13 protein-coding genes are annotated in these 18,754 nt (G+C 59.7%); 9 read left to right on the top strand and 4 right to left on the bottom strand.

Features of this window, described 5'->3' with window-relative positions:
* Positions 1-152: 152 nt before the first annotated feature.
* The 8 genes from ACMDB8_RS11405 to ACMDB8_RS11370 all read left to right on the top strand — a co-directional run bounded on the left by ACMDB8_RS11405 (position 153) and on the right by ACMDB8_RS11370 (position 8,022).
* On the top strand, positions 153-1,025 hold the full coding sequence (locus ACMDB8_RS11405; RefSeq protein ID WP_056722814.1) for a GNAT family N-acetyltransferase: 873 nt from the start codon (positions 153-155) through the stop codon (positions 1,023-1,025).
* On the top strand, positions 1,025-1,918 hold the full coding sequence (locus ACMDB8_RS11400; protein ID WP_409079391.1) for a polysaccharide deacetylase family protein: 894 nt from the start codon (positions 1,025-1,027) through the stop codon (positions 1,916-1,918). Before ACMDB8_RS11405 ends, ACMDB8_RS11400 begins: the two co-directional genes overlap by 1 nt.
* 161 nt (positions 1,919-2,079) lie before the next feature.
* On the top strand, positions 2,080-2,634 hold the full coding sequence (locus tag ACMDB8_RS11395; RefSeq protein ID WP_056722819.1) for a YdeI/OmpD-associated family protein: 555 nt from the start codon (positions 2,080-2,082) through the stop codon (positions 2,632-2,634).
* 283 nt (positions 2,635-2,917) lie between these two features.
* A complete protein-coding gene (locus ACMDB8_RS11390) occupies positions 2,918-4,330 on the top strand; it encodes an FAD/NAD(P)-binding protein (RefSeq protein WP_223541631.1) in 1,413 nt (470 codons plus the stop codon).
* A gap of 16 nt (positions 4,331-4,346) precedes the next feature.
* The gene (locus tag ACMDB8_RS11385; protein WP_056722824.1) at positions 4,347-5,306 is read left to right on the top strand and encodes an alpha/beta fold hydrolase; all 960 of its coding nucleotides are present in this window, start codon (positions 4,347-4,349) and stop codon (positions 5,304-5,306) included.
* A 146-nt stretch (positions 5,307-5,452) separates the two neighbouring features.
* Positions 5,453-6,880, top strand: coding sequence for a GGDEF domain-containing protein (locus ACMDB8_RS11380; protein WP_409079390.1), 1,428 nt, complete (start codon positions 5,453-5,455; stop codon positions 6,878-6,880).
* An 85-nt stretch (positions 6,881-6,965) separates the two neighbouring features.
* The gene (gfa, locus tag ACMDB8_RS11375; protein ID WP_409079389.1) at positions 6,966-7,544 is read left to right on the top strand and encodes an S-(hydroxymethyl)glutathione synthase; all 579 of its coding nucleotides are present in this window, start codon (positions 6,966-6,968) and stop codon (positions 7,542-7,544) included.
* Positions 7,545-7,833: 289 nt separating this feature from the next.
* The gene (locus tag ACMDB8_RS11370) at positions 7,834-8,022 is read left to right on the top strand and encodes a ribbon-helix-helix domain-containing protein (protein WP_056722830.1); all 189 of its coding nucleotides are present in this window, start codon (positions 7,834-7,836) and stop codon (positions 8,020-8,022) included.
* A gap of 21 nt (positions 8,023-8,043) precedes the next feature.
* On the opposite strand, the gene ACMDB8_RS11365 is transcribed toward ACMDB8_RS11370, so the two are convergent.
* Positions 8,044-9,705 (bottom strand): SulP family inorganic anion transporter, encoded by a 1,662-nt coding sequence (locus tag ACMDB8_RS11365; RefSeq protein WP_409079388.1) that lies wholly within the window; start codon positions 9,703-9,705, stop codon positions 8,044-8,046.
* A 175-nt stretch (positions 9,706-9,880) separates the two neighbouring features.
* Between ACMDB8_RS11365 and ACMDB8_RS11360 the strand changes: the two genes are divergently transcribed.
* Entirely contained in the window at positions 9,881-10,111 is a 231-nt protein-coding gene (locus ACMDB8_RS11360) for a hypothetical protein (protein WP_056723133.1), read from the top strand.
* Between the two features lie 466 nt (positions 10,112-10,577).
* Here the strand turns inward: ACMDB8_RS11360 and ACMDB8_RS11355 are convergent, their stop codons facing one another.
* The 3 genes from ACMDB8_RS11355 to ACMDB8_RS11345 all read right to left on the bottom strand — a co-directional run bounded on the left by ACMDB8_RS11355 (position 10,578) and on the right by ACMDB8_RS11345 (position 18,632).
* Positions 10,578-11,342, bottom strand: a complete 765-nt coding sequence (locus tag ACMDB8_RS11355; RefSeq protein ID WP_409079387.1) for a tetratricopeptide repeat protein — start codon at positions 11,340-11,342, stop codon at positions 10,578-10,580.
* Positions 11,343-11,565: 223 nt separating this feature from the next.
* Positions 11,566-18,255, bottom strand: a complete 6,690-nt coding sequence (locus tag ACMDB8_RS11350) for a VCBS domain-containing protein (protein ID WP_413966574.1) — start codon at positions 18,253-18,255, stop codon at positions 11,566-11,568.
* 89 nt (positions 18,256-18,344) lie between these two features.
* Positions 18,345-18,632, bottom strand: coding sequence for a PilZ domain-containing protein (locus ACMDB8_RS11345; protein WP_056722837.1), 288 nt, complete (start codon positions 18,630-18,632; stop codon positions 18,345-18,347).
* Positions 18,633-18,754 lie beyond the last annotated feature (122 nt).

Raw genomic sequence — 18,754 nt, 5'->3', positions numbered from 1 at the left:
GCATGCTCGCGCTGTTTATCCGCGAAGAACCCGCCGATGCTCCGGGTCAAAGCGGTCGGTAGACAGGCCAATGGCAAACAGGTGGTGCCCTGCTACCCTCTTTTTTACCCGGGTCGGGCATACCGTCAATAGCGACTGAGGAGAACTTCGCGGTGTCGAATCAGCTGGTCATACGCAACATGACCCGTCCCGAGCTGGACGAGCTCGTCGATTGGGCTGCCCGTGAGGGTTGGAATCCCGGCCTTCACGATGCCGAGCTGTTCTGGGCGACGGACCCTGCCGCCTTCATCGCGGCGTCCCGGGGCGGCGAATTGATCGGCGGCGGTGCCATCACCTCCTACAATGGCGAATTCGGCTTCATGGGTTTTTTCATCGTCCGGCCTGAATATCGCGGTCAAGGCCTGGGCGATACCCTCTGGCACGCACGCCGCGAGCGACTCCTCGCCCGACTGCGCCCAGGCGCGAGCATCGGCATGGACGGCGTCTTCGCGATGCAGGACTACTACGCCAAGGGTGGTTTCGTCTTCTCCCATCGCAACATGCGTTTTCGCGCCGATCTCACCGCCCGCCCGACGACTTCGCAGGTAGACGGCCAGGACATCGTCCCGTTGGCCTCCTTCCCGTTCGATCAGGTTGTCGATTACGACCGCACCTGTTTTCCCGCCGCGCGCGCAAGTTTCCTGAGCGGGTGGATAGCCCAGGCCGATGCGCTCGCCGTGGGTTGCCGGCGCGCGGGCAGGCTAAACGGCTATGGCGTAGTAAGGCGCTGCCGGGAAGGCTACAAGATCGGCCCCTTGTTCGCCGATGACGCCCTGGCAGCCAATGCCCTCTATGCGCGCCTGGCGGAATTTGCCGAGGGTGGCCCGCTGTTTCTCGATGCCCCGGAGAATAACCCCGCCGCGATGGCACTCGTGCACCAACAGGGCATGCTCGAGGTTTTCGGCTGCGCACGCATGTACCTCGGCCCTCCTCCGGCGATCGCGCACGAACGTGTGTTCGGCGTCACAACCTTCGAGCTGGGCTGATGTCTGCTCGCGACCTCATCGGATATGGCGGCTGCCCGCCCCACCCGCGTTGGCCCGGTGAGGCGCGCGTCGCGGTCCAGTTCGTACTCAATATCGAAGAAGGCGCGGAGTCATGCCTCCTTAATGGCGATGCCCAGTCGGAGGCCTGGCTTCACGAGCTGCCGGGCCGCCCGCCACGTGTGGGGGAACCGGACTTGAGCGTCGAGGGCATGTACGAATACGGATCGCGCGCGGGGGTGTGGCGCATTCTGGATCTGTTCAGCGCCCGCGGCCTGCCGCTGACCGCCTTCGCCGTCGGCCGGGCACTGGAACTCACCCCGGCCATTGGCCTGGCGCTTTGCGCTGCGGGGCATGAGATTGCCGGGCATGGCTACCGTTGGCTGGACTATCGCGACATGCCTGAAGACCAGGAGCGGCGCCATATTCGCCTCACTCTCGACGTGATCGAGCAGATCTGCGGTAAGCGCCCCGTGGGTTGGTACACAGGAAGGGTCAGCCAGAACACCCGCCGTCTGTTGCGTGAGGAAGGTGGGTTTCTCTATAGCTCGGACGCCTACAACGATGACCTGCCCTATTGGCTCCCAGGCTCGCCCGCCCACCTGGTGATTCCTTACACACTGGTCAACAACGACGCCCGCTATCTGCTGCCCAATGGTTTCGCCTGCGGTGAAGACTTATTCCAGCTGCTCAAGGACGCTTTCGACCTGTTGTGGCAGGAGGGCGCGCAACACCCGAAGATGATGAGCATCGGCCTGCATGGGCGGATCAGTGGCCACCCAGGTCGTGCGATGGCGCTGGCGCGTTTTCTCGATTACGTGCAATGCCACGATGCGGTGTGGATCTGCCGGCGCGAAGAGATTGCCAGGCACTGGATAGCCCGATTCCCCGCGTGAGTGGCAAGTGGTTCGCAACGGCCTGCATCACTGACCTGTCTTATCCCGAATGTGTCACATTGTGCCGTTACCGCTCGTCCCTGAACCTCGGAATCGGCACCTGTCTGTCGGTCTGGGTAACGACCGCAGCTGAGCTTGGCGTATTAGTTGGAGGAGTTGCAATGACAACAATCGATGTGAAATCCCGATTCGAAGCAAAGCTTCTTCGTCCGGCAAAGCCTGGTAACGATACGTCGTGGGCGTTCGTAGTACTGCCAAGAGACGCGAGTGAACAGCTTCCGAGGCGAGGAAGGACAACCGTTGAAGGCACCATCAATGGACAGCATTTCCAGGCAACCCTTGAGCCCGATGGTCAGCTGAGCCATTGGCTGCAGGTAAGTAGAGCGTTACTCGAGGCCGCAGGCGCGGCCGTTGGGGATATCGTTACACTCGAGCTAACCCCTGTGAAGAAGGAACCCGAGCCTGACATCCCGGCAGATTTTCAGGAGGCACTGGCAGCCGCTCCCGAGGCTCGTAACGTTTGGAACAATACGACGACCATCGCACGAGTAGACTGGATTCACTGGATTACTTCAGCCAAGCAACTTAAGACGCGCGCAAAAAGAATTGGTGATGCCTGCGATATGCTTGCATCCGGCAAGAAGCAGGTTTGCTGCTTCGACCAGTCCGGCTACTACAGTAAGGCCTTCCGTGCGCCCGAGGCAGAAAGTTGTTAAATGGAACATTCCGTTAAATACACCTGACAATGCGTTCAAGTTGTTCACCGGGACGGTTTTCGGGGCGTCCGTCTACCGCGCGGTCATTGACTACCGGTTAACTGAAATCCAGGCCGCATGGCTGGATGTTTCTTCGCGCATGCCCACTTGAGTATGGACATTCAGGCTGCAGCCATTAATTCCATTGGTTATGTGGGTGAGGAGCATTCGTTCTATTGCGCGCGGCATGGGTGGCTAATCTTCGGAGGTTAAGGAGGGGCAGCCTCCGGGAAGGTGCAACCTTATGGACGCAAATCCTATCGAAACCGACTACCTGGTCATCGGGGCTGGCGCGACGGCCATGGCCTTCGTCGATACGCTGCTCAAGGAAACGAATGCACGCATCGTGATGGTGGATCGACACGGTCGACCTGGCGGGCACTGGAATGATGCCTACCCCTTTGTCCGATTGCACCAGCCCTCGGCCTTCTATGGCGTCAACTCACGGGAACTGGGCAGCGGAACGAAAGACACGACGGCACTGAACGAGGGCTTGTATGAGCTAGCCTCCGGCGCCGAGGTGGTGAGCTACTTCGATCAGGTGATGAACCAGCAGTTTCTGCCGTCAGGTCGGGTCCGTTACTTCCCCATGTGCGACTACACCGGCGACCGCATTGACGACCACCGGTTTACCTCCCTCGTTAGCGGTGTAAGCCATCAGGTGCGGGTGTACAAAAAGGTGGTGGACGCCACCCATGCCCAGACGGCGGTGCCCTCGACCCGCCCGCCCAGATACACGGTGGAGCCCGGCGTGCAATGCGTGCCACTGAACGACCTGCCGAAGATCCGGCACCCACACACTGGCTACGTCGTGGTGGGATCGGGCAAGACCGGGATCGACGCCTGCCTGTGGTGCCTGCAAAACGGTGTTGCGCCCGAAAAAATCTGCTGGATCATGCCGAACGATCCGTGGTTGATCGACCGGGCCAACCTGCAACCCGGCCTCGACGGCTTCGAACGAACAATCGGCGGCCTCACGGCACAGTTCGAGGCCATCGCCGCCGCGGACTCGATCCCGGACCTGTTCTCCAGGCTTGAGGCGGCGGGCCAGCTCCTGCGCCTGGACAAGTCCGTCGAACCCACTGCTTACCGCTGCGCCACCGTCACACAGGCGGAACTGCGTGAGCTGCGACGCATCGACAACATTGTGCGCCTGGGGCGGGTGCGAGTGATCGAGCCAACGCGCATTGTGCTCGAGCAGGGAAGCATCGCCACGAGCCCAGGCGTTCTGCACATTGATTGCAGTGCCAGCGCCATTCCGTCACTGCCTGAAATGCAGGTGTTCGACGGAGGCAAGATCAACCTGTTGATGGTAAGCACCTGCCAACCGTTGTTCAGCGCGGCCTTGATCGCTTATGTGGAAAGCCACCTGGAGGATCAAACGCAAATGAACGCGTTTTGCACAATGGTCCCCCCGCCTCACCTCCCCACGGACTGGATCAGAATGTGGGCGGTCAACCTGGGTAACCAACTACGCTGGGGAGAGCATGAAGGCCTGGCCCGCTGGGTCAGGCAGTCGCGTTTGTACTTCATGACGGCGGTGGTCAGGGGCATGCAAGAGGCCGACACCGAGAAACTGGCGCAGCTGCATCGGCTCTCTGTCAGCAAGCAGCAGGCTCTGGCGAATCTGCCGCGGTTACTGGAGGCCATCGCTTGAATAGCAGGAAGCGCACATGAACGAGCCACACCTCGAACTGCTCGACATCAATGGCATCCGCATGCAGGTCGCCATCCAGGGCTCCGGTCCGTTGGTCTTGCTGTGCCACGGATTCCCGGAGCTGTGGTACTCGTGGCGCAACCAGCTTGCTGCGCTGGCGGCCGCCGGCTACAGAGCGGTAGCGCCCGACATGCGCGGCTATGGCGGCACGGATGCGCCAGCCGAACCCGACGCCTACACCACGCTCCACCTGGTAGGCGACATGGTCGAGTTGGTCAATGCACTCGGCGAACAGCAAGCAGTGATCGTTGGCCATGACTGGGGCGCGCAGGTGGCCTGGAGCGCAGCATTGATGCGACCCGATCTGTTCCGCGCCGTGGTCGGCATGAGTGTTCCCTTCTCGCCACCGGGGCGCGTGGAGCTCCTCAGTGCGCTTGTCTCACGGGGTATCAGCGACTTCTACATCCAGTATTTCCAGACGCCGGGTGTGGCCGAGGCCGAGCTGGAAAGGGACATCGAGTCGTCGATCCGGCGCATCTACTTCAGTGGCTCGGGTGACGGGCCCGATTGGCCGGTTTTCGGCAGGCTGCAGCCAGGCCAGGGCTTCCTGGGCGCGATGATCGAGCCCGAAACCCTGCCAGACTGGCTAAACCTCGAGGATATTGCCTACTACACCCGCGAATTCACCCGCAGCGGATTTCGCGGCGGCTTGAACTGGTACCGCAACATGACTCGCTCATGGGCACTGCTGGCACCTTGGCGCGGTTGCATTATCCGGCAGCCGTCGATGTTCATTGCGGGCAGCCGCGACGGCGTGCTGAAGTTTCCGAGCTCCCCGCGGCAGATCGAAGCCTTCGCGCAGACACTGCCGGAACTGCGCGGGTGTCATATCCTCGAAGGTGCCGGCCACTGGATACAACAAGAGCGCGCGACAGAGGTCAATGAGCTGCTACTGGACTTCCTGAAAAAACTCTGATCAGAAGGTTGAATTTTTATCCATAATTGAAATGCCATAGACCGGTCCATCCCGTATTTGGGTATTGATGCGAGTGACCGTGGGCATGCAGGCGGCGCCAACACCGGACCGGTGTTGGCTGTATGGATTCAAGATTGGAGGGAACCATGAGCAATCTCATCGCCACCGACGAACCACCTGAAGCCGTTCGCCTCATGGTCAGGGTTTACGCCTACTTGCTGCTCGCAGGATTTGCGTTTGTTCCGGCCTATCTGATTGGTTACTTATACTTTTTCCAGGACCCCACGCTTTTATTCGAGAATCACCTGTTCCATATAGTTGCGATCACGACAGCCACCTTGGCAGGCTTGTTTGTTACCTACGTAACGTGGCGCTGCTATCAGTCATCGGGAGATCCGCTGCTGCGATGGATGACGCTTGGATTTCTCGGCTTTGTTCTGATCTACGCGTTGCACGGTGCGTTCACCGAACAAGCACACCACAATATCTGGCTCTTCCTGCTTTATGGACCAGCCTCTCGACTGGTCATGTCGATTCTGCTGTTAGTCGCAATGCTGTCGTACCACCGCCCACCTGATACCGCGGACCAACGAATGAAGGCCCGCCCGTGGTTGACCTGGATAGGACTGTTCCTGGTGGTTGACGGGGCAGTGGCGTACGTCGCGAATTCGCCGATCGCCAGCGATCTCGCGGTGCGCCTCTCGATGGAGGGTGGTGCCCTCGTTCTTTCCACATTGACCGTGACAATACTCGTACTGCGCCGTATCCGTTCGCCGCTGATGACAATTTTCATCATCTCGGTCACCGCGTTCGCGCTGTCCTCTCTTGCCTTCATCCTTGCACGTCCGTGGAACCATATGTGGTGGCTCGCCCACGCGATCTTCGCCGGTGGATTCTTCATGCTGAGCTATGGGGTAGTGCAAGCGTTCCTCACCACGCGGTCGTTTTCGAAGATTTACAGCCAGGAGGAGTTGATAGTGCGTCTTGCCGAGGCGATGGCGTATACCGAGAGCGCCCTGCAGGAGCTCCAGCGCACCAATCAAAAACTCGGGCACCTTGCGGCGACCGATCCACTGACAGGCGCTGATAATCGGCGTCGGTTCATGGAGCGGGTCGAAGCCGAAATTGGCCGGACCAAACGCGGCGGTGCGCCGTTCTCCGTGTTGGCACTCGATCTGGATAATTTCAAGTCCATCAACGATCGCTTCGGGCATCAGGTTGGCGATGACATCCTGAAGAGTTTCGTGGAGAAATGCCTCGATTCGATCCGGCCGTATGACGGTGTAGCCCGAGTGGGCGGGGAAGAATTCATGATACTGCTACCTCAGACTTCACTTGAAGGCGCGCACGAAATCGCTGAGCGTCTGCGAAACACCGTTGCAAACAGTTCCTTTCATGGCCTGCAGCGGTCAACCGTGGTTACAGTGAGCATCGGCGTATCGCAATCCGGTCGCGATGGCGACACCATCGAGGCAATTCTGCGTATAGCCGATCAACGCCTGTATCACGCTAAACACGAAGGCCGTAACCGAGTGGTCACTACCTTCAAAACCAGCCTGCAACCTCTGCCCTGACCATCGTCTCGAAGTCGCTGAACTACCGGTCTGAGGTACGGCCCCAGGCAATTTTGTCCGCCCCCCCTGAAACGGAGACGCCAGCATGAGCACCTTGCAACTTCACCCCGCACTGGACAACGGTATCCAACCCGCCGCCGCGAATTTCACAGGTGGCACCCTGCAATGCCTGTGTGCGACCGACAAGGTCGAGGTCAAGATCGACGCACAAACTCTGTATAACCACGCGTGCGGATGCAGCAAATGCTGGAAACCACAAAACGCGACATTCGCCGTCATCGCAGTGGTGCCTCGAGATAAGGTCAGCGTCATTGCCCACAGCGAAAAACTGGCAATTGTCGACGAAACCGCCACCATCCAGCGCCACGCCTGCAAGCAGTGTCACGCTCATCTCTTTGGGCGCATCGAGAACAAGGACCATGCGTTTTATGGCCTGGACTTCGTCCACACCGAACTTTCGCCACAGAGCGGATGGGCGGCGCCGGGATTCGCGGCGTTCGTGTCCTCCATCATCGAAACCGGCACACCGCCAGCGCAAATGAAGGCTATTCGCGAGCGCCTGCGCTCGATCGGCCTGGAACCCTATGACTGCCTGTCCCCGGATTTGATGGACGCACTGGCGACTCATGTTGCCAAACAGAAAGGCCTGCTCCCCGCCGCCTGATTGATCGGTTGCCGCGGTTTCTTTTTCGGACCGCGGCCATATCCGGTCGCTCGTGACTAGCCACAGTCCACCCGTTGCAGGCAGTCGGCTAGCCTGGAATAAATTTGCTCCCTTGCTTGCGGATGGGGATTATCCACGCTGAGTCGAAGCAGATCCGACTCATCACCCACCGTGAGAGCCAAATCTTTTCGTGTGAGTAAAGTCGAAGTAACGAGCAGCACAGTGACAGCACCGGACAAGGCAATTACAATTTGATTAACATCTAGCGACTTGAGCGATTGAATACCCCATGGAAAGCAAGACTGCGCGCCTCACTGTGCTCATTGATCCCGTCAAGAAAAAAGCCTTCGAGAAACTCTGTGCAGCACAAGACCTGACGCCTTCTCAGGTGGTCCGTCAACTGATTCGTGACTACCTGGACACCCACGGTGCCACCTATTCAACCAAAAGTAAGCATGCCGCCAGTACCAAGTCATAACCTGACACGGGCAGCAAGCCTCTAAAGGATCGACGGACCCTCTGCGAGGCTGACCGCTTTAGCCAGCGCGGTGTTGAAGTCGGCGTGGTAATGCTCCGTGCCGATTTCTTGCAAGATACCCACCCTATCGAGCTTGTTGAGCACCTTCGTGTTCGCTTCGCAGAGTTTCACCACGATATTGCGCTTGTGCAGTTGCTGAATGACCTCCTCCAGCACCTGCAAGCCAGTGATATCCATGAACGGTACACGCTTCAAGCGAATAATCAGCAGACGTGGATCGGTATGGGTCTGTGCCAAGACTCGCTCGAAGGTCTCAGCCGCGCCAAAGAACAATGGCCCTTCAATCGTATAAATCAATGTGCCTGCCGGCAGGCGAGTGTGCCCATTGGCCCTCAACTCTTCTTCAAGCTCGTGCTCGACTACCTGTTGTACCTCAACAGATGAGGCCATGCGGCGCATGAAGTGCAGCATCGCAAGGATGACGCCGATATTCACAGCGATCACCAAGTCACTGAACACTGTGAGACTGAAAGTGATGAGCAGAATAGCTACGTCTGCGCGAGGGGCCCGCTGGACCATGCGTTTGAAGTGCTTCAACTCGCTCATGTTGTACGCGACCACGAAAAGAATGGCGGCCAGAGCGCACAGTGGAATGTTTGAGGCCAGAGGTGCCAGAAACAGAATAATAAGCACCAACGTGACCGCGTGCATAATGCCGGCCAGCGGGCTCGTGCCGCCGTTACGGATATTGGTTGCAGTACGGGCAATCGCTCCGGTAGCTGCGAAACCGCCAAACAATGGCGTGACCAGATTAGCCACTCCCTGACCGATCAGCTCCTGATTGGAATCATGCTTAGTGCCCGCCATGCCATCGGCCACCATCGCCGACAGCAGTGATTCGATCGCTCCAAGCATGGCGATAGTGAACGCCGGACCGATCAAATCGATGACGCGAGACAGCGTGATTTCAGGCAGGCTCAACGCTGGAAGGCCTTGAGGTATGCCACCAAATGCGCTGCCAATCGTGGCTACCCCCTCGAAATGAAAGGTTGACTGTATCGCTGTAGCTACCGCCATTGCGACTAATGGACCAGGTACCCGTTTGAGTCCGGGCATTTTGGACGCGGTGATGACCAGGAAAAGACTAAGTACCGCCAGCAGGGTCGTGGCCAAATGAAGATCAGGGAGCGCCTGGAGCAAATGCCAGAGCTTTTCATGGAAATGCTCTCCACTGATCCTCGGTAAACCGAAAAAGTCTTTCCACTGTCCGACCCAGATGATCACGCCGATGCCTGCGGTGAATCCGACGATCACCGGATCGGGGATAAACTTGATGATTGCACCGAGCCGGGTCATCCCCAGCAATAACAATATGGCACCTGCCATCATCGTGGCGATTTGCAGACCGTCAACACCATGCTCGGCCGTGACTCCCGCCAAAATCACGATGAACGCGCCTGTCGGCCCGGCAATCTGCAAGCGGCTTCCCCCAAAGAGCGAAACCAGCAGGCCACCGATGATTGCGGTGTAGATGCCTTGCTCAGGTTTGACGCCAGATGCAATGGCAAACGCCATTGCCAGAGGGAGCGCCACGACCCCGACGATCACGCCAGACACCATATTGCCCAGCCAATGCTCTCGCCCCAACAACCCCGCCTTCCATGCCTCAACTATCGCAATCATGGCTAGCTCCTCAGTGGATGCATGTGCATAATATTAACATACAGTGATAATTTAAATGCCCTTGATCCACTGCTTCGGGCGGCTGGAAATGTTTATAGAGAAAGTTCAGATGGAGCTGGGCGGGCATGCACTGCAAATAGAGAATCTTGAGAGCGCGTGTAGCGTGGTGACTGACATGAATCGTAAAGCTGTGAAATGCAAACACGCCGAAGGCGTGACCTTTGACACCCATGTGATCGCAAACCCGACCAACCCCAAGGAGTGGATCGTGTTTTTCAAGAAGGACGCCGGGAGAAGTTATTTCTTGGTAGATGACAACGAGGAAGTCGAGTCTTTCGGGCATCTGGATGACCTGATCGCAGAGCTTCGAGACTTGGGCCTCAAGACCGCTGAAATCCACTTTTAACCCTTGGATCGCGCCTTGGAGACATGATCATGTCAGTGAAAATCGAGTACCTATCCAGTCAAAGAGAAGCTCTTTGGTCTGTATGTTTTGGCATCAGACGAGTTCAGTTTCGGCATGAAAAAAGTGCTCACGACTTTGCTGCCAAGCTCAAGGAGAGAATCGAGGCTCCGCATGTTTACCCTCAACGTGATCCGCCAGCGAAAAATCATAGTTGATCGGTACAGGCAGATTGAACATCGCCCTGCATATCTACCTGCTTGTTCTACATAACGGATCCGATTGAACTCGTGACCTCCGGTAAAAAGGCCGAGTAGCTCAATCACCGGTCAATTGGCCTTGATCCAATTGGTGACGATCGGTCAGTCCGCATTTGATAGCGTTTTCGGCAGGTAACTTTATCCCGATCACAGTTGTTTGCAGCCCCTCGCGACGGACACCCCCCTAGCCAGAAGTGGACACTCAGAACTCAGCCGCGCACCAGATAGGCTCCTGACGGAACCCGATGTCGCAGCTTCTTGCATTTGCCGGGTGCAGGCTGATGCCCCGGCGGACGATCAGGAAACCAGATTCGGCATTTGCCCGGAGGCGGCATATGGTCGCGCGGGATCTCAACCTCAGCGTACGCCCGCCCCGGCTCGACATTAGCCATTTGTAATTTTCCTTCGGGCCCGGTTCTGCCAGCCATCGGCGCAGCCGGAACCCGATCTGCCTCTGCGCGAGCGAAGTTGCCAGCATCGTGCCCAGTGTCGGAAGTGGATTGCTCGGCAACGGCCAATTCCGCTTCGCGGCGCCTTTGGGCCTCCTCTTGCAGCCCCTTCTGTGCTGCGACCAGGTCCTCTTTGGCATTGGGTGGAATACCCGAAGCCTGGGCCTGCTGCGCCGCCTGGATCAATTGGAAGTTGCGGTTGCGTAACGCGACATTGCCACCAACCCGCATGTTCGAGCGCGCCGCCAGGGTTTCGGCCTGCTGGTACTGCCCCTGCTGAAGACGCAACACACCGAGGTAATGCAGGGTCGCGGGATTGTTCGGCTGGATATGCAGGGCACGCTCCAGCGTGGCAGCAGCCTGGTCCGGTTGGCCATTTTCATACTGTCGCGAGGCGGTTTCGATCAGGGTGGTTGATGCGCTGTTGCTTTGCGCGGGCGCTCTTCGCTCGGCAGCAACCGAACAAAGCGACGCGACGGCGCAGAACGCCAGGATGAGTCCCGACAGAAAACTCTTGGTTGGCATCAGGGGGGCGAACTCGACTGATCTCGGACGACACTGAAGTAAAACAGGCCAAGGCGCTGCTCGGCATCTGCGATACGGGGCCCCAATTGACCTGGCCAGCACCCTGAAGTTCCCGCTGCAACAGCCACTGCAACCAGGACTCTACCGTCCGCAAACCCCATCGCGGATTTGTTCGCGATGAGGTCTGCAACCGCATAGCAACGTGCGGCCAGTAGCAAAAGCATCATGTCATCAGGATAAAGTCCGTCTGATCGATACCTGCACTGTTAACACCGACAAGGCGAATAGTGTCCACTCCGATCCCGATCACCGTGTCCGCCCCGTCAGCGGCAATGCTCACGTTGGCAGCGAACGTCTCGCTGCTGATCCCCAGCCCTGCGATATTGAGCAAGTCCTGCCCTGCGGCCGGATCAATATCGAAGTCCTGGATCGAGTCGTTGCCGAAGCCTGCCGCAGCAAACATGAAGGTATCGTTGCCGAAGCCGCCATTGAGCGTGTCGTTGCCCAGCCCGCCGAAAAACAGATCGTCACCCGCACCGCCGACCAGAATGTCGTTGGCCTGGCCGCCCAGCATCGTATGGCTTGCCGCCGCTGCATCGTAGGCCAGCTCACTGCCGCTGCCCTCGGTGTTCGCCTGCAAACCCGCGGCCGCGTATTGGCCATTCAGCGCGACCTGCGCCACATGCGCACCGTCGCTCACGCTCAGCATGCCGCCGGTGCCCGTGTCATTCGCTGCATAGGTGATCTGCGTATTGGCGCCGAAAGCAACATCGCCGAAGTCCAGCTTGTCACCTGCGGCAAAACCGCTGACGCTGCCACTGAACGCCGTCGACTCATCGAGCTTGAGCGTGCCTGCCGCGCCGCTGTCGAACGTCACATGCTGATCGGAGGCTGCACCGAACTCCAGGATCGCCGAACCGCTGATAGTCGCGCTTCCCGCGCCACTGGCGTCGCCGTGGACCGTGATGTTGCCATCGTTCGCCCACAGGCTGCCGCTGTTGATGACCGCACTTTCAATCACCAGTCCGCCGCTGCCGCTGGCTTGCAGCACACCCGTGTTGGTGACGGCGCTGCTGCCGGTATCGATCACCAGTGCATTCATACCGCTGGCAAGGATCAGGCCCGAGTTGACCAGCATCATCTGCCCCGCTCCCAACTGGCCGGCACCCGAGAGGGTGTTGTCGGCATTGGTGAGCACCGTGTCCGCGCTGCCACCAAAGATCACGTTCTGCGCGCTGTCGGACAGAACCACTTGCCCACCACCGCTCAACGTCGCGCCACGGAACAGAATCTCAAGGCTGGTCGCGCTGCCGGTGGAGCCGAGCTCGATGGTGCCGCTGTTATGGATGCTGCCACCGAACGGCATGATCGCGCCGTCGGCAATGGTGAGGGTACCGGCGTTGTTGGTGATCGGGTCCACATCGAACTGGAAGTTCGCTTCGCTCAAGTTCGCTGCATCGACACCTTTCAGGGTGATCGTCTGGCCGGAGCTTATGCTGACCAGTGCATTGCCATTGGCGTCGTTAGTGATGCTCAAGTCAGCAAGACCGGTGACACCCGTGAAGCCGATCATGTCGATCTTGTCTGCCATGGCATCGAAACTGTAGATCTGATTGTTGCCGATCGGCTGGGCGAAGACGAAGGTGTCGGCACCGGACGAACCGGTCAGGTTGTCGTCAGCGGACAAGGCGAAGATCGGCGTGTCGGGGACAAAGGCCTCGACGTTATTGAATACATAGGAACTGCCCACACTGCCGTCGGCGTTAGTCCAGTTCATATTGATGTGGAGTACCGCAGCACCCGCGAAGCCTCCTGGTGTTGTCACGGTCAATGCTCCGGGATCGCTGGTCTGCACGGTCCAGGTGCCGTCGCCGTTGTTGATTCCGGCGTTTAGAGTCCAATTTGACGGAACGTCGGCAATTGTGACAACAAAGCTATCGCTCAGGCCTGCCGATGGATCAGCAATCGCAAGGTTTATTGCTTCTCCGGACACTCCCGCAGGGTAAGTCAGGTTAATGCTTGTTGCAGCACTAACGTTGCCTGCCGCGTCCATAGCCGTGACAAATAGCGTCTTGGCACCCGTAAACTTGCCAGTCAAATCAATATTGGCGAATTGACCACCGGTATTGGTCGTTCCGGTCCCAATTTCTGTGTCGCCGGCGCCAAACACGCCATTGCCATTGTCCAGGTAAACCTTAATGAATGAATTAGCTTCGGCGCTCCCTGAAAGCTTATGGTTTGTACCGGAGTTGTTGTAAGTCAGCCCAGTCGGTGACGCTGGCGGTGTTGTATCAATCGGAGTTTCAACGACGTTCTGCACGTTTACCGTAATCGTCTGCGTATCGATTCCGCCATTGCCGTCGGCCACCTGAACATCCACGACGTAGGCGTTGTCGCCATCGGTACCACCGACATCCTGGGCATTCTCGTAATCGGGCGCTGAGTTGAACGTCAGCACCCCGCTCGAACTGATCGAGAACTTGCTGAAGTCCGTCCCGGCCGTATTCAGGAGCGAGTAGCTCAGTGTTTGCGCCGGCAGATCAGCATCGGTCGCCGTCACTGTCGAGACCGCCGTGGTGTTCTCCGCCACATTGACCGACGCCGTCGTACCACCACCGTTGGAAGTGATCGTCGGTGAGTCGTTGCTGCCGGCGATATTCACGGTGACCGAAGTGAGGCTGCCATCGGCACTGCTCACCGCAAAGGTGTCGGTGTAGGTGGTACCGGCGGCGAACTCGTTGTGGGCGGAGTTGGCGACGTAGGTCCAGGCTCCGCCGGTGCCGATGGAGAATTGGCCGTAGCTGCCGGCGGTGTTGGTTTGCGCGACGAAGGTTGCGGCGCTGTCGACGTCGCTGATGGTCAGGGTGCCGGTGGTGGAAATGTCGACGGCGGCATTGGTCTCGCTGAGGTTGGCGATATCGGCGGACAGCACGGCCGCATCGTTGGTGCCGAGGATATTCACGGTGACCGAAGTGAGGGTGCCGTCCGCACTGCTCACCGCGAAGCTGTCGGTGTAGGTGGTACCGGCGGCGAACTCGTTGTGGGCGGAGTTGGCGACGTAGGTCCAGGCTCCGCCGGTGCCGATGGAGAACTGGCCGTAGCTGCCGACGGTGTTGGTTTGCGCGACGAAGGTTGCGGCGCTGTCGACGTCGCTGATGGTCAGGGTGCCGGTGGTGGAAATGTCGACGGCGGCATTGGTCTCGCTGAGGTTGGCGATGTCGGCGGACAGCACGGCCGCATCGTTGGTGCCGAGGATATTCACGGTGACCGACGTGAGGGTGCCGTCCGCACTGCTCACCGCGAAGCTGTCGGTGTAGGTGGTACCGGCGGCGAACTCGTTGTGGGCGGAATTGGCGACGTAGGTCCAGGCTCCGCCGGTGCCGATGGAGAACTGGCCGTAGCTGCCGGCGGTGTTGGTTTGCGCGACGAAGGTTGCGGCACTGTCGACGTCGCTGATGGTCAGGGTGCCGGTGGTGGAAATGTCGACGGCGGCATTGGTCTCGCTGAGGTTGGCGGTGTCGGCGGACAGCACGGCCGCATCATTGGTGCCGAGGATATTCACGGTGACCGAAGTGAGGGTGCCATCGGCACTGCTCACCGCGAAGCTGTCGGTGTAGGTGGTGCCGGCGGCGAACTCGTTGTGGGCGGAGTTGGCGACGTAGGTCCAGGCTCCGCCGGTGCCGATGGAGAACTGGCCGTAGCTGCCGGCGGTGTTGGTTTGCGCGACGAAGGTTGCGGCGCTGTCGACGTCGCTGATGGTCAGGGTGCCGGTGGTGGAAATGTCGACGGCGGCATTGGTCTCGCTGAGGTTGGCGATATCGGCGGACAGCACGGCCGCATCGTTGGTGCCGAGGATATTCACGGTGACCGAAGTGAGGGTGCCGTCCGCACTGCTCACCGCGAAGCTGTCGGTGTAGGTGGTACCGGCGGCGAACTCGTTGTGGGCGGAGTTGGCGACGTAGGTCCAGGCTCCGCCGGTGCCGATGGAGAACTGGCCGTAGCTGCCGACGGTGTTGGTTTGCGCGACGAAGGTTGCGGCGCTGTCGACGTCGCTGATGGTCAGGGTGCCGGTGGTGGAAATGTCGACGGCGGCATTGGTCTCGCTGAGGTTGGCGATGTCGGCGGACAGCACGGCCGCATCGTTGGTGCCGAGGATATTCACGGTGACCGACGTGAGGGTGCCGTCCGCACTGCTCACCGCGAAGCTGTCGGTGTAGGTGGTACCGGCGGCGAACTCGTTGTGGGCGGAGTTGGCGACGTAGGTCCAGGCTCCGCCGGTGCCGATGGAGAACTGGCCGTAGCTGCCGACGGTGTTGGTTTGCGCGACGAAGGTTGCGGCGCTGTCGACGTCGCTGATGGTCAGGGTGCCGGTGGTGGAAATGTCGACGGCGGCATTGGTCTCGCTGAGGTTGGCGATGTCGGCGGACAGCACGGCCGCATCGTTGGTGCCGAGGATATTCACGGTGACCGAAGTGAGGGTGCCATCGGCACTGCTCACCGCGAAGCTGTCGGTGTAGGTGGTGCCGGCGGCGAACTCGTTGTGAGCGGAGTTGGCGACGTAGGTCCAGGCTCCGCCGGTGCCGATGGAGAACTGGCCGTAGCTGCCGGCGGTGTTGGTTTGCGCGACGAAGGTTGCGGCGCTGTCGACGTCGCTGATGGTCAGGGTGCCGGTGGTGGAAATGTCGACGGCGGCATTGGTCTCGCTGAGGTTGGCGGTGTCGGCGGACAGCACGGCCGCATCGTTGGTGCCGAGGATATTCACGGTGACCGAAGTGAGGGTGCCGTCCGCACTGCTCACCGCGAAGCTGTCGGTGTAGGTGGTGCCGGCGGCGAACTCGTTGTGGGCGGAGTTGGCGACGTAGGTCCAGGCTCCGCCGGTGCCGATGGAGAACTGGCCGTAGCTGCCGGCGGTGTTGGACTGCGCCTGGAAGCTTTCCGGGCTGTCGATATCGCTGATGGTCAGACTGCCGCCGGTGGTCAGCGGAGCATTGGTTTCGCTCAGCGTAACGCTGGCCGAGGACAGCACGGCGGCGTCGTTGCTGCCGGTGACGGTGATAGTCACCAGTTGGGTGTCGACACCGCCGAGGCCGTCGCTGACCTGCACGCTGAACACTTCGTTGTGACTCTCGCCAGCCGCCAGCGATTGCACCGCACTGGCGACACCATCGGTGCCGTTGGCCAGGGTGTACGTCCACTGGCCGGTAGTGTCCACGGCGATCGAGCCGTAGGTGCCTGTGGGCGAGCCATTGATGGTCCAGGTCGCCGCGGCGTCGTGATCGATGTCGGACGAGCTGAACTGGCCATTCACGCTGAGCGCGCTGTCTTCCTGCACCGCGCCGGCATCATGGCCGGTCGCGAAGCTGAGCACGGGTGCATCATTGCTGCCGGTGATGGTAACGGTCACCAGCTGGGTGTCCACGCCGCCCAGGCCGTCGCTGACCTGCACCGTAAACACGTCCTCATGGCTTTCGCCGGCCTTCAGCGACTGCACCGCACTGGCGACACCATCGGTGCCATTGGCCAGCGTGTACGTCCACTGGCCGGTAGTGTCCACGGCGATCGAGCCGTAGGTGCCTGTGGGCGAGCCATTGATGGTCCAGGTCGCCGTGGCGTCGTGATCGATGTCGGCCGAGCTGAACTGGCCATTCACGCTGAGCGCGGTGTCCTCCTGCACCGCGCCGGCATCATGGCCGGTCGCGAAGCTGAGCACGGGCGCGTCGTTGCTGCCGGTCAGGGTGATCGTCACGTCCTTGGTCACCGTCGCCCCGAAGTCGTCGGTCAGCGTCACCGTGAACACTTCGGTCTTGGTCTGGCCCTCGGCGAGGTACTGCGCCGCGCTGTTGTCCAGCGTATAGGTCCAGCCCACGCTGCCCGCCACGTCGCCGGTGCTCTCGTCGCTGACGTTGGCCACCAGCGTACCCAGCGCACCGGCCGGCGCGCTCACGCTGGCCACATGGGCGTCATCGGCCAGGTCCACGTCGCCAAAGGCGAAGCTGCCGTTGGCCACCGTGGTGCCGTCTTCGGTCACTGCACCGCTTTCGATTTCTGCCGCCGTCACCGTTGGTGCGTCGTTGGTGCCGGTGATGGTGACGCTCACATTCTGCGTTACCGACGAACCATGACCATCGCTGATGGTGACCAGGTAAGTTTCGGTGACTGTCTGTCCCTGGGCCAGGTACTGCGCCGCCGTATTGCTCAGGTTGTACGTCCATTGCACCGAACCGTCGGCCGCGTTCGCGGCTTCGCTTACCGGCGAGAGTATGAATGTACCAAGCTGAGTGGCATTGCCCCCCGCCGGCGCGAACGTCGCCGTGTGCGTGTCGCTCAGGTCGATGTCATTGAAGGTTATCGTGCCGCTGGCCGCCAGCGAGTCGGTTGCGCTCGCAGTGGTGTCGGCGTCTTCGGTCACCATGCCGGCCTGCGCGCCGAGACCGATCGTCACACCATCATTCTCGCCCGAAAACTGCACTGTCGCGGTGGCCCAGCTGAGCGTTCCGTTGCCCAGACGCATCGCATAGGTAAAGCTGTCCGTCAGGATCTCGCCAGTAGCAAGCGCCTGGAGTTGTGCCTTGAAAGCAGTGGTGAAAGTAGCGGCGTCGTAGCCGACCTTGCCATCCGGGGTGATCCAGATCCTTGCACCATTCAAGCTGGTGTCAGTACTCGTCGCCTCAGCCCTCGCCGTATCCTGGGTCAGCAGGTCGGCCGGAGCATAAACCTTGGTGGCAGTAGAAAGACTGTCCGCGTTGTCGAGTGACCAGAGTGTCTTCGCGTTGCCACCGAGGTCATTGGACATGACGTCCCAATACATGACCCCCAGCAGATTTTCAGTGGTGTTAAGGACGTCATCCTTCGCCTGCGGCGTGCTGGAGAACGAGGTAACGGTTCCGCCGCTGGTAGTTGTAGTGCTAGCCATGTTTTTCTCCCTAGAATGTCACCCTGAGAAAAAAACCGCTGTGGGCCGCTAACAGCCACAAGCCGATTCTTCCTCAACCCACGAACACTTCACTCCACCGGTACCAGCCGGCTGGCCAGCAGCTTCACACCCACCCCCGCCCTGCCATCCTGTTGCTCAACGCGCACGATTTGTCCTTGCGCCTTGAATTTCATCGGGCCGCCGGGAGTGTCGAGTTCGATCTCGAAGTCAATCAAGTTGCCCACCTGCTGCTCGCTATCGGTTTCGAAATACAATCCGGAGGCGCTGATGTCACGGGTGACACCGTTGCCCCCGCCGATCAGTTGCAGCGACAGGGTGACTTGTTCACGGGGCTCAATTCGGTGTGCGTCTTTCATGGCTGCAGTCTAAAAACGACCACTGTGTTTTACATGAGTGCTCTATCCCTTTTTTCTGGGAGTCAATCACCCGGAAAAACAGTGTTTTACGGGACAAATGTCATGGGAGGGGGTGCCTGAAG

This window comes from Pseudomonas monachiensis, assembly GCF_047345015.1.
GTDB classification, from domain to species: Bacteria; Pseudomonadota; Gammaproteobacteria; order Pseudomonadales; family Pseudomonadaceae; genus Aquipseudomonas; species Aquipseudomonas monachiensis.
Note: the sequence above shows the minus strand (reverse complement) of the source record. Positions and strands in the feature narration are given on the sequence as shown.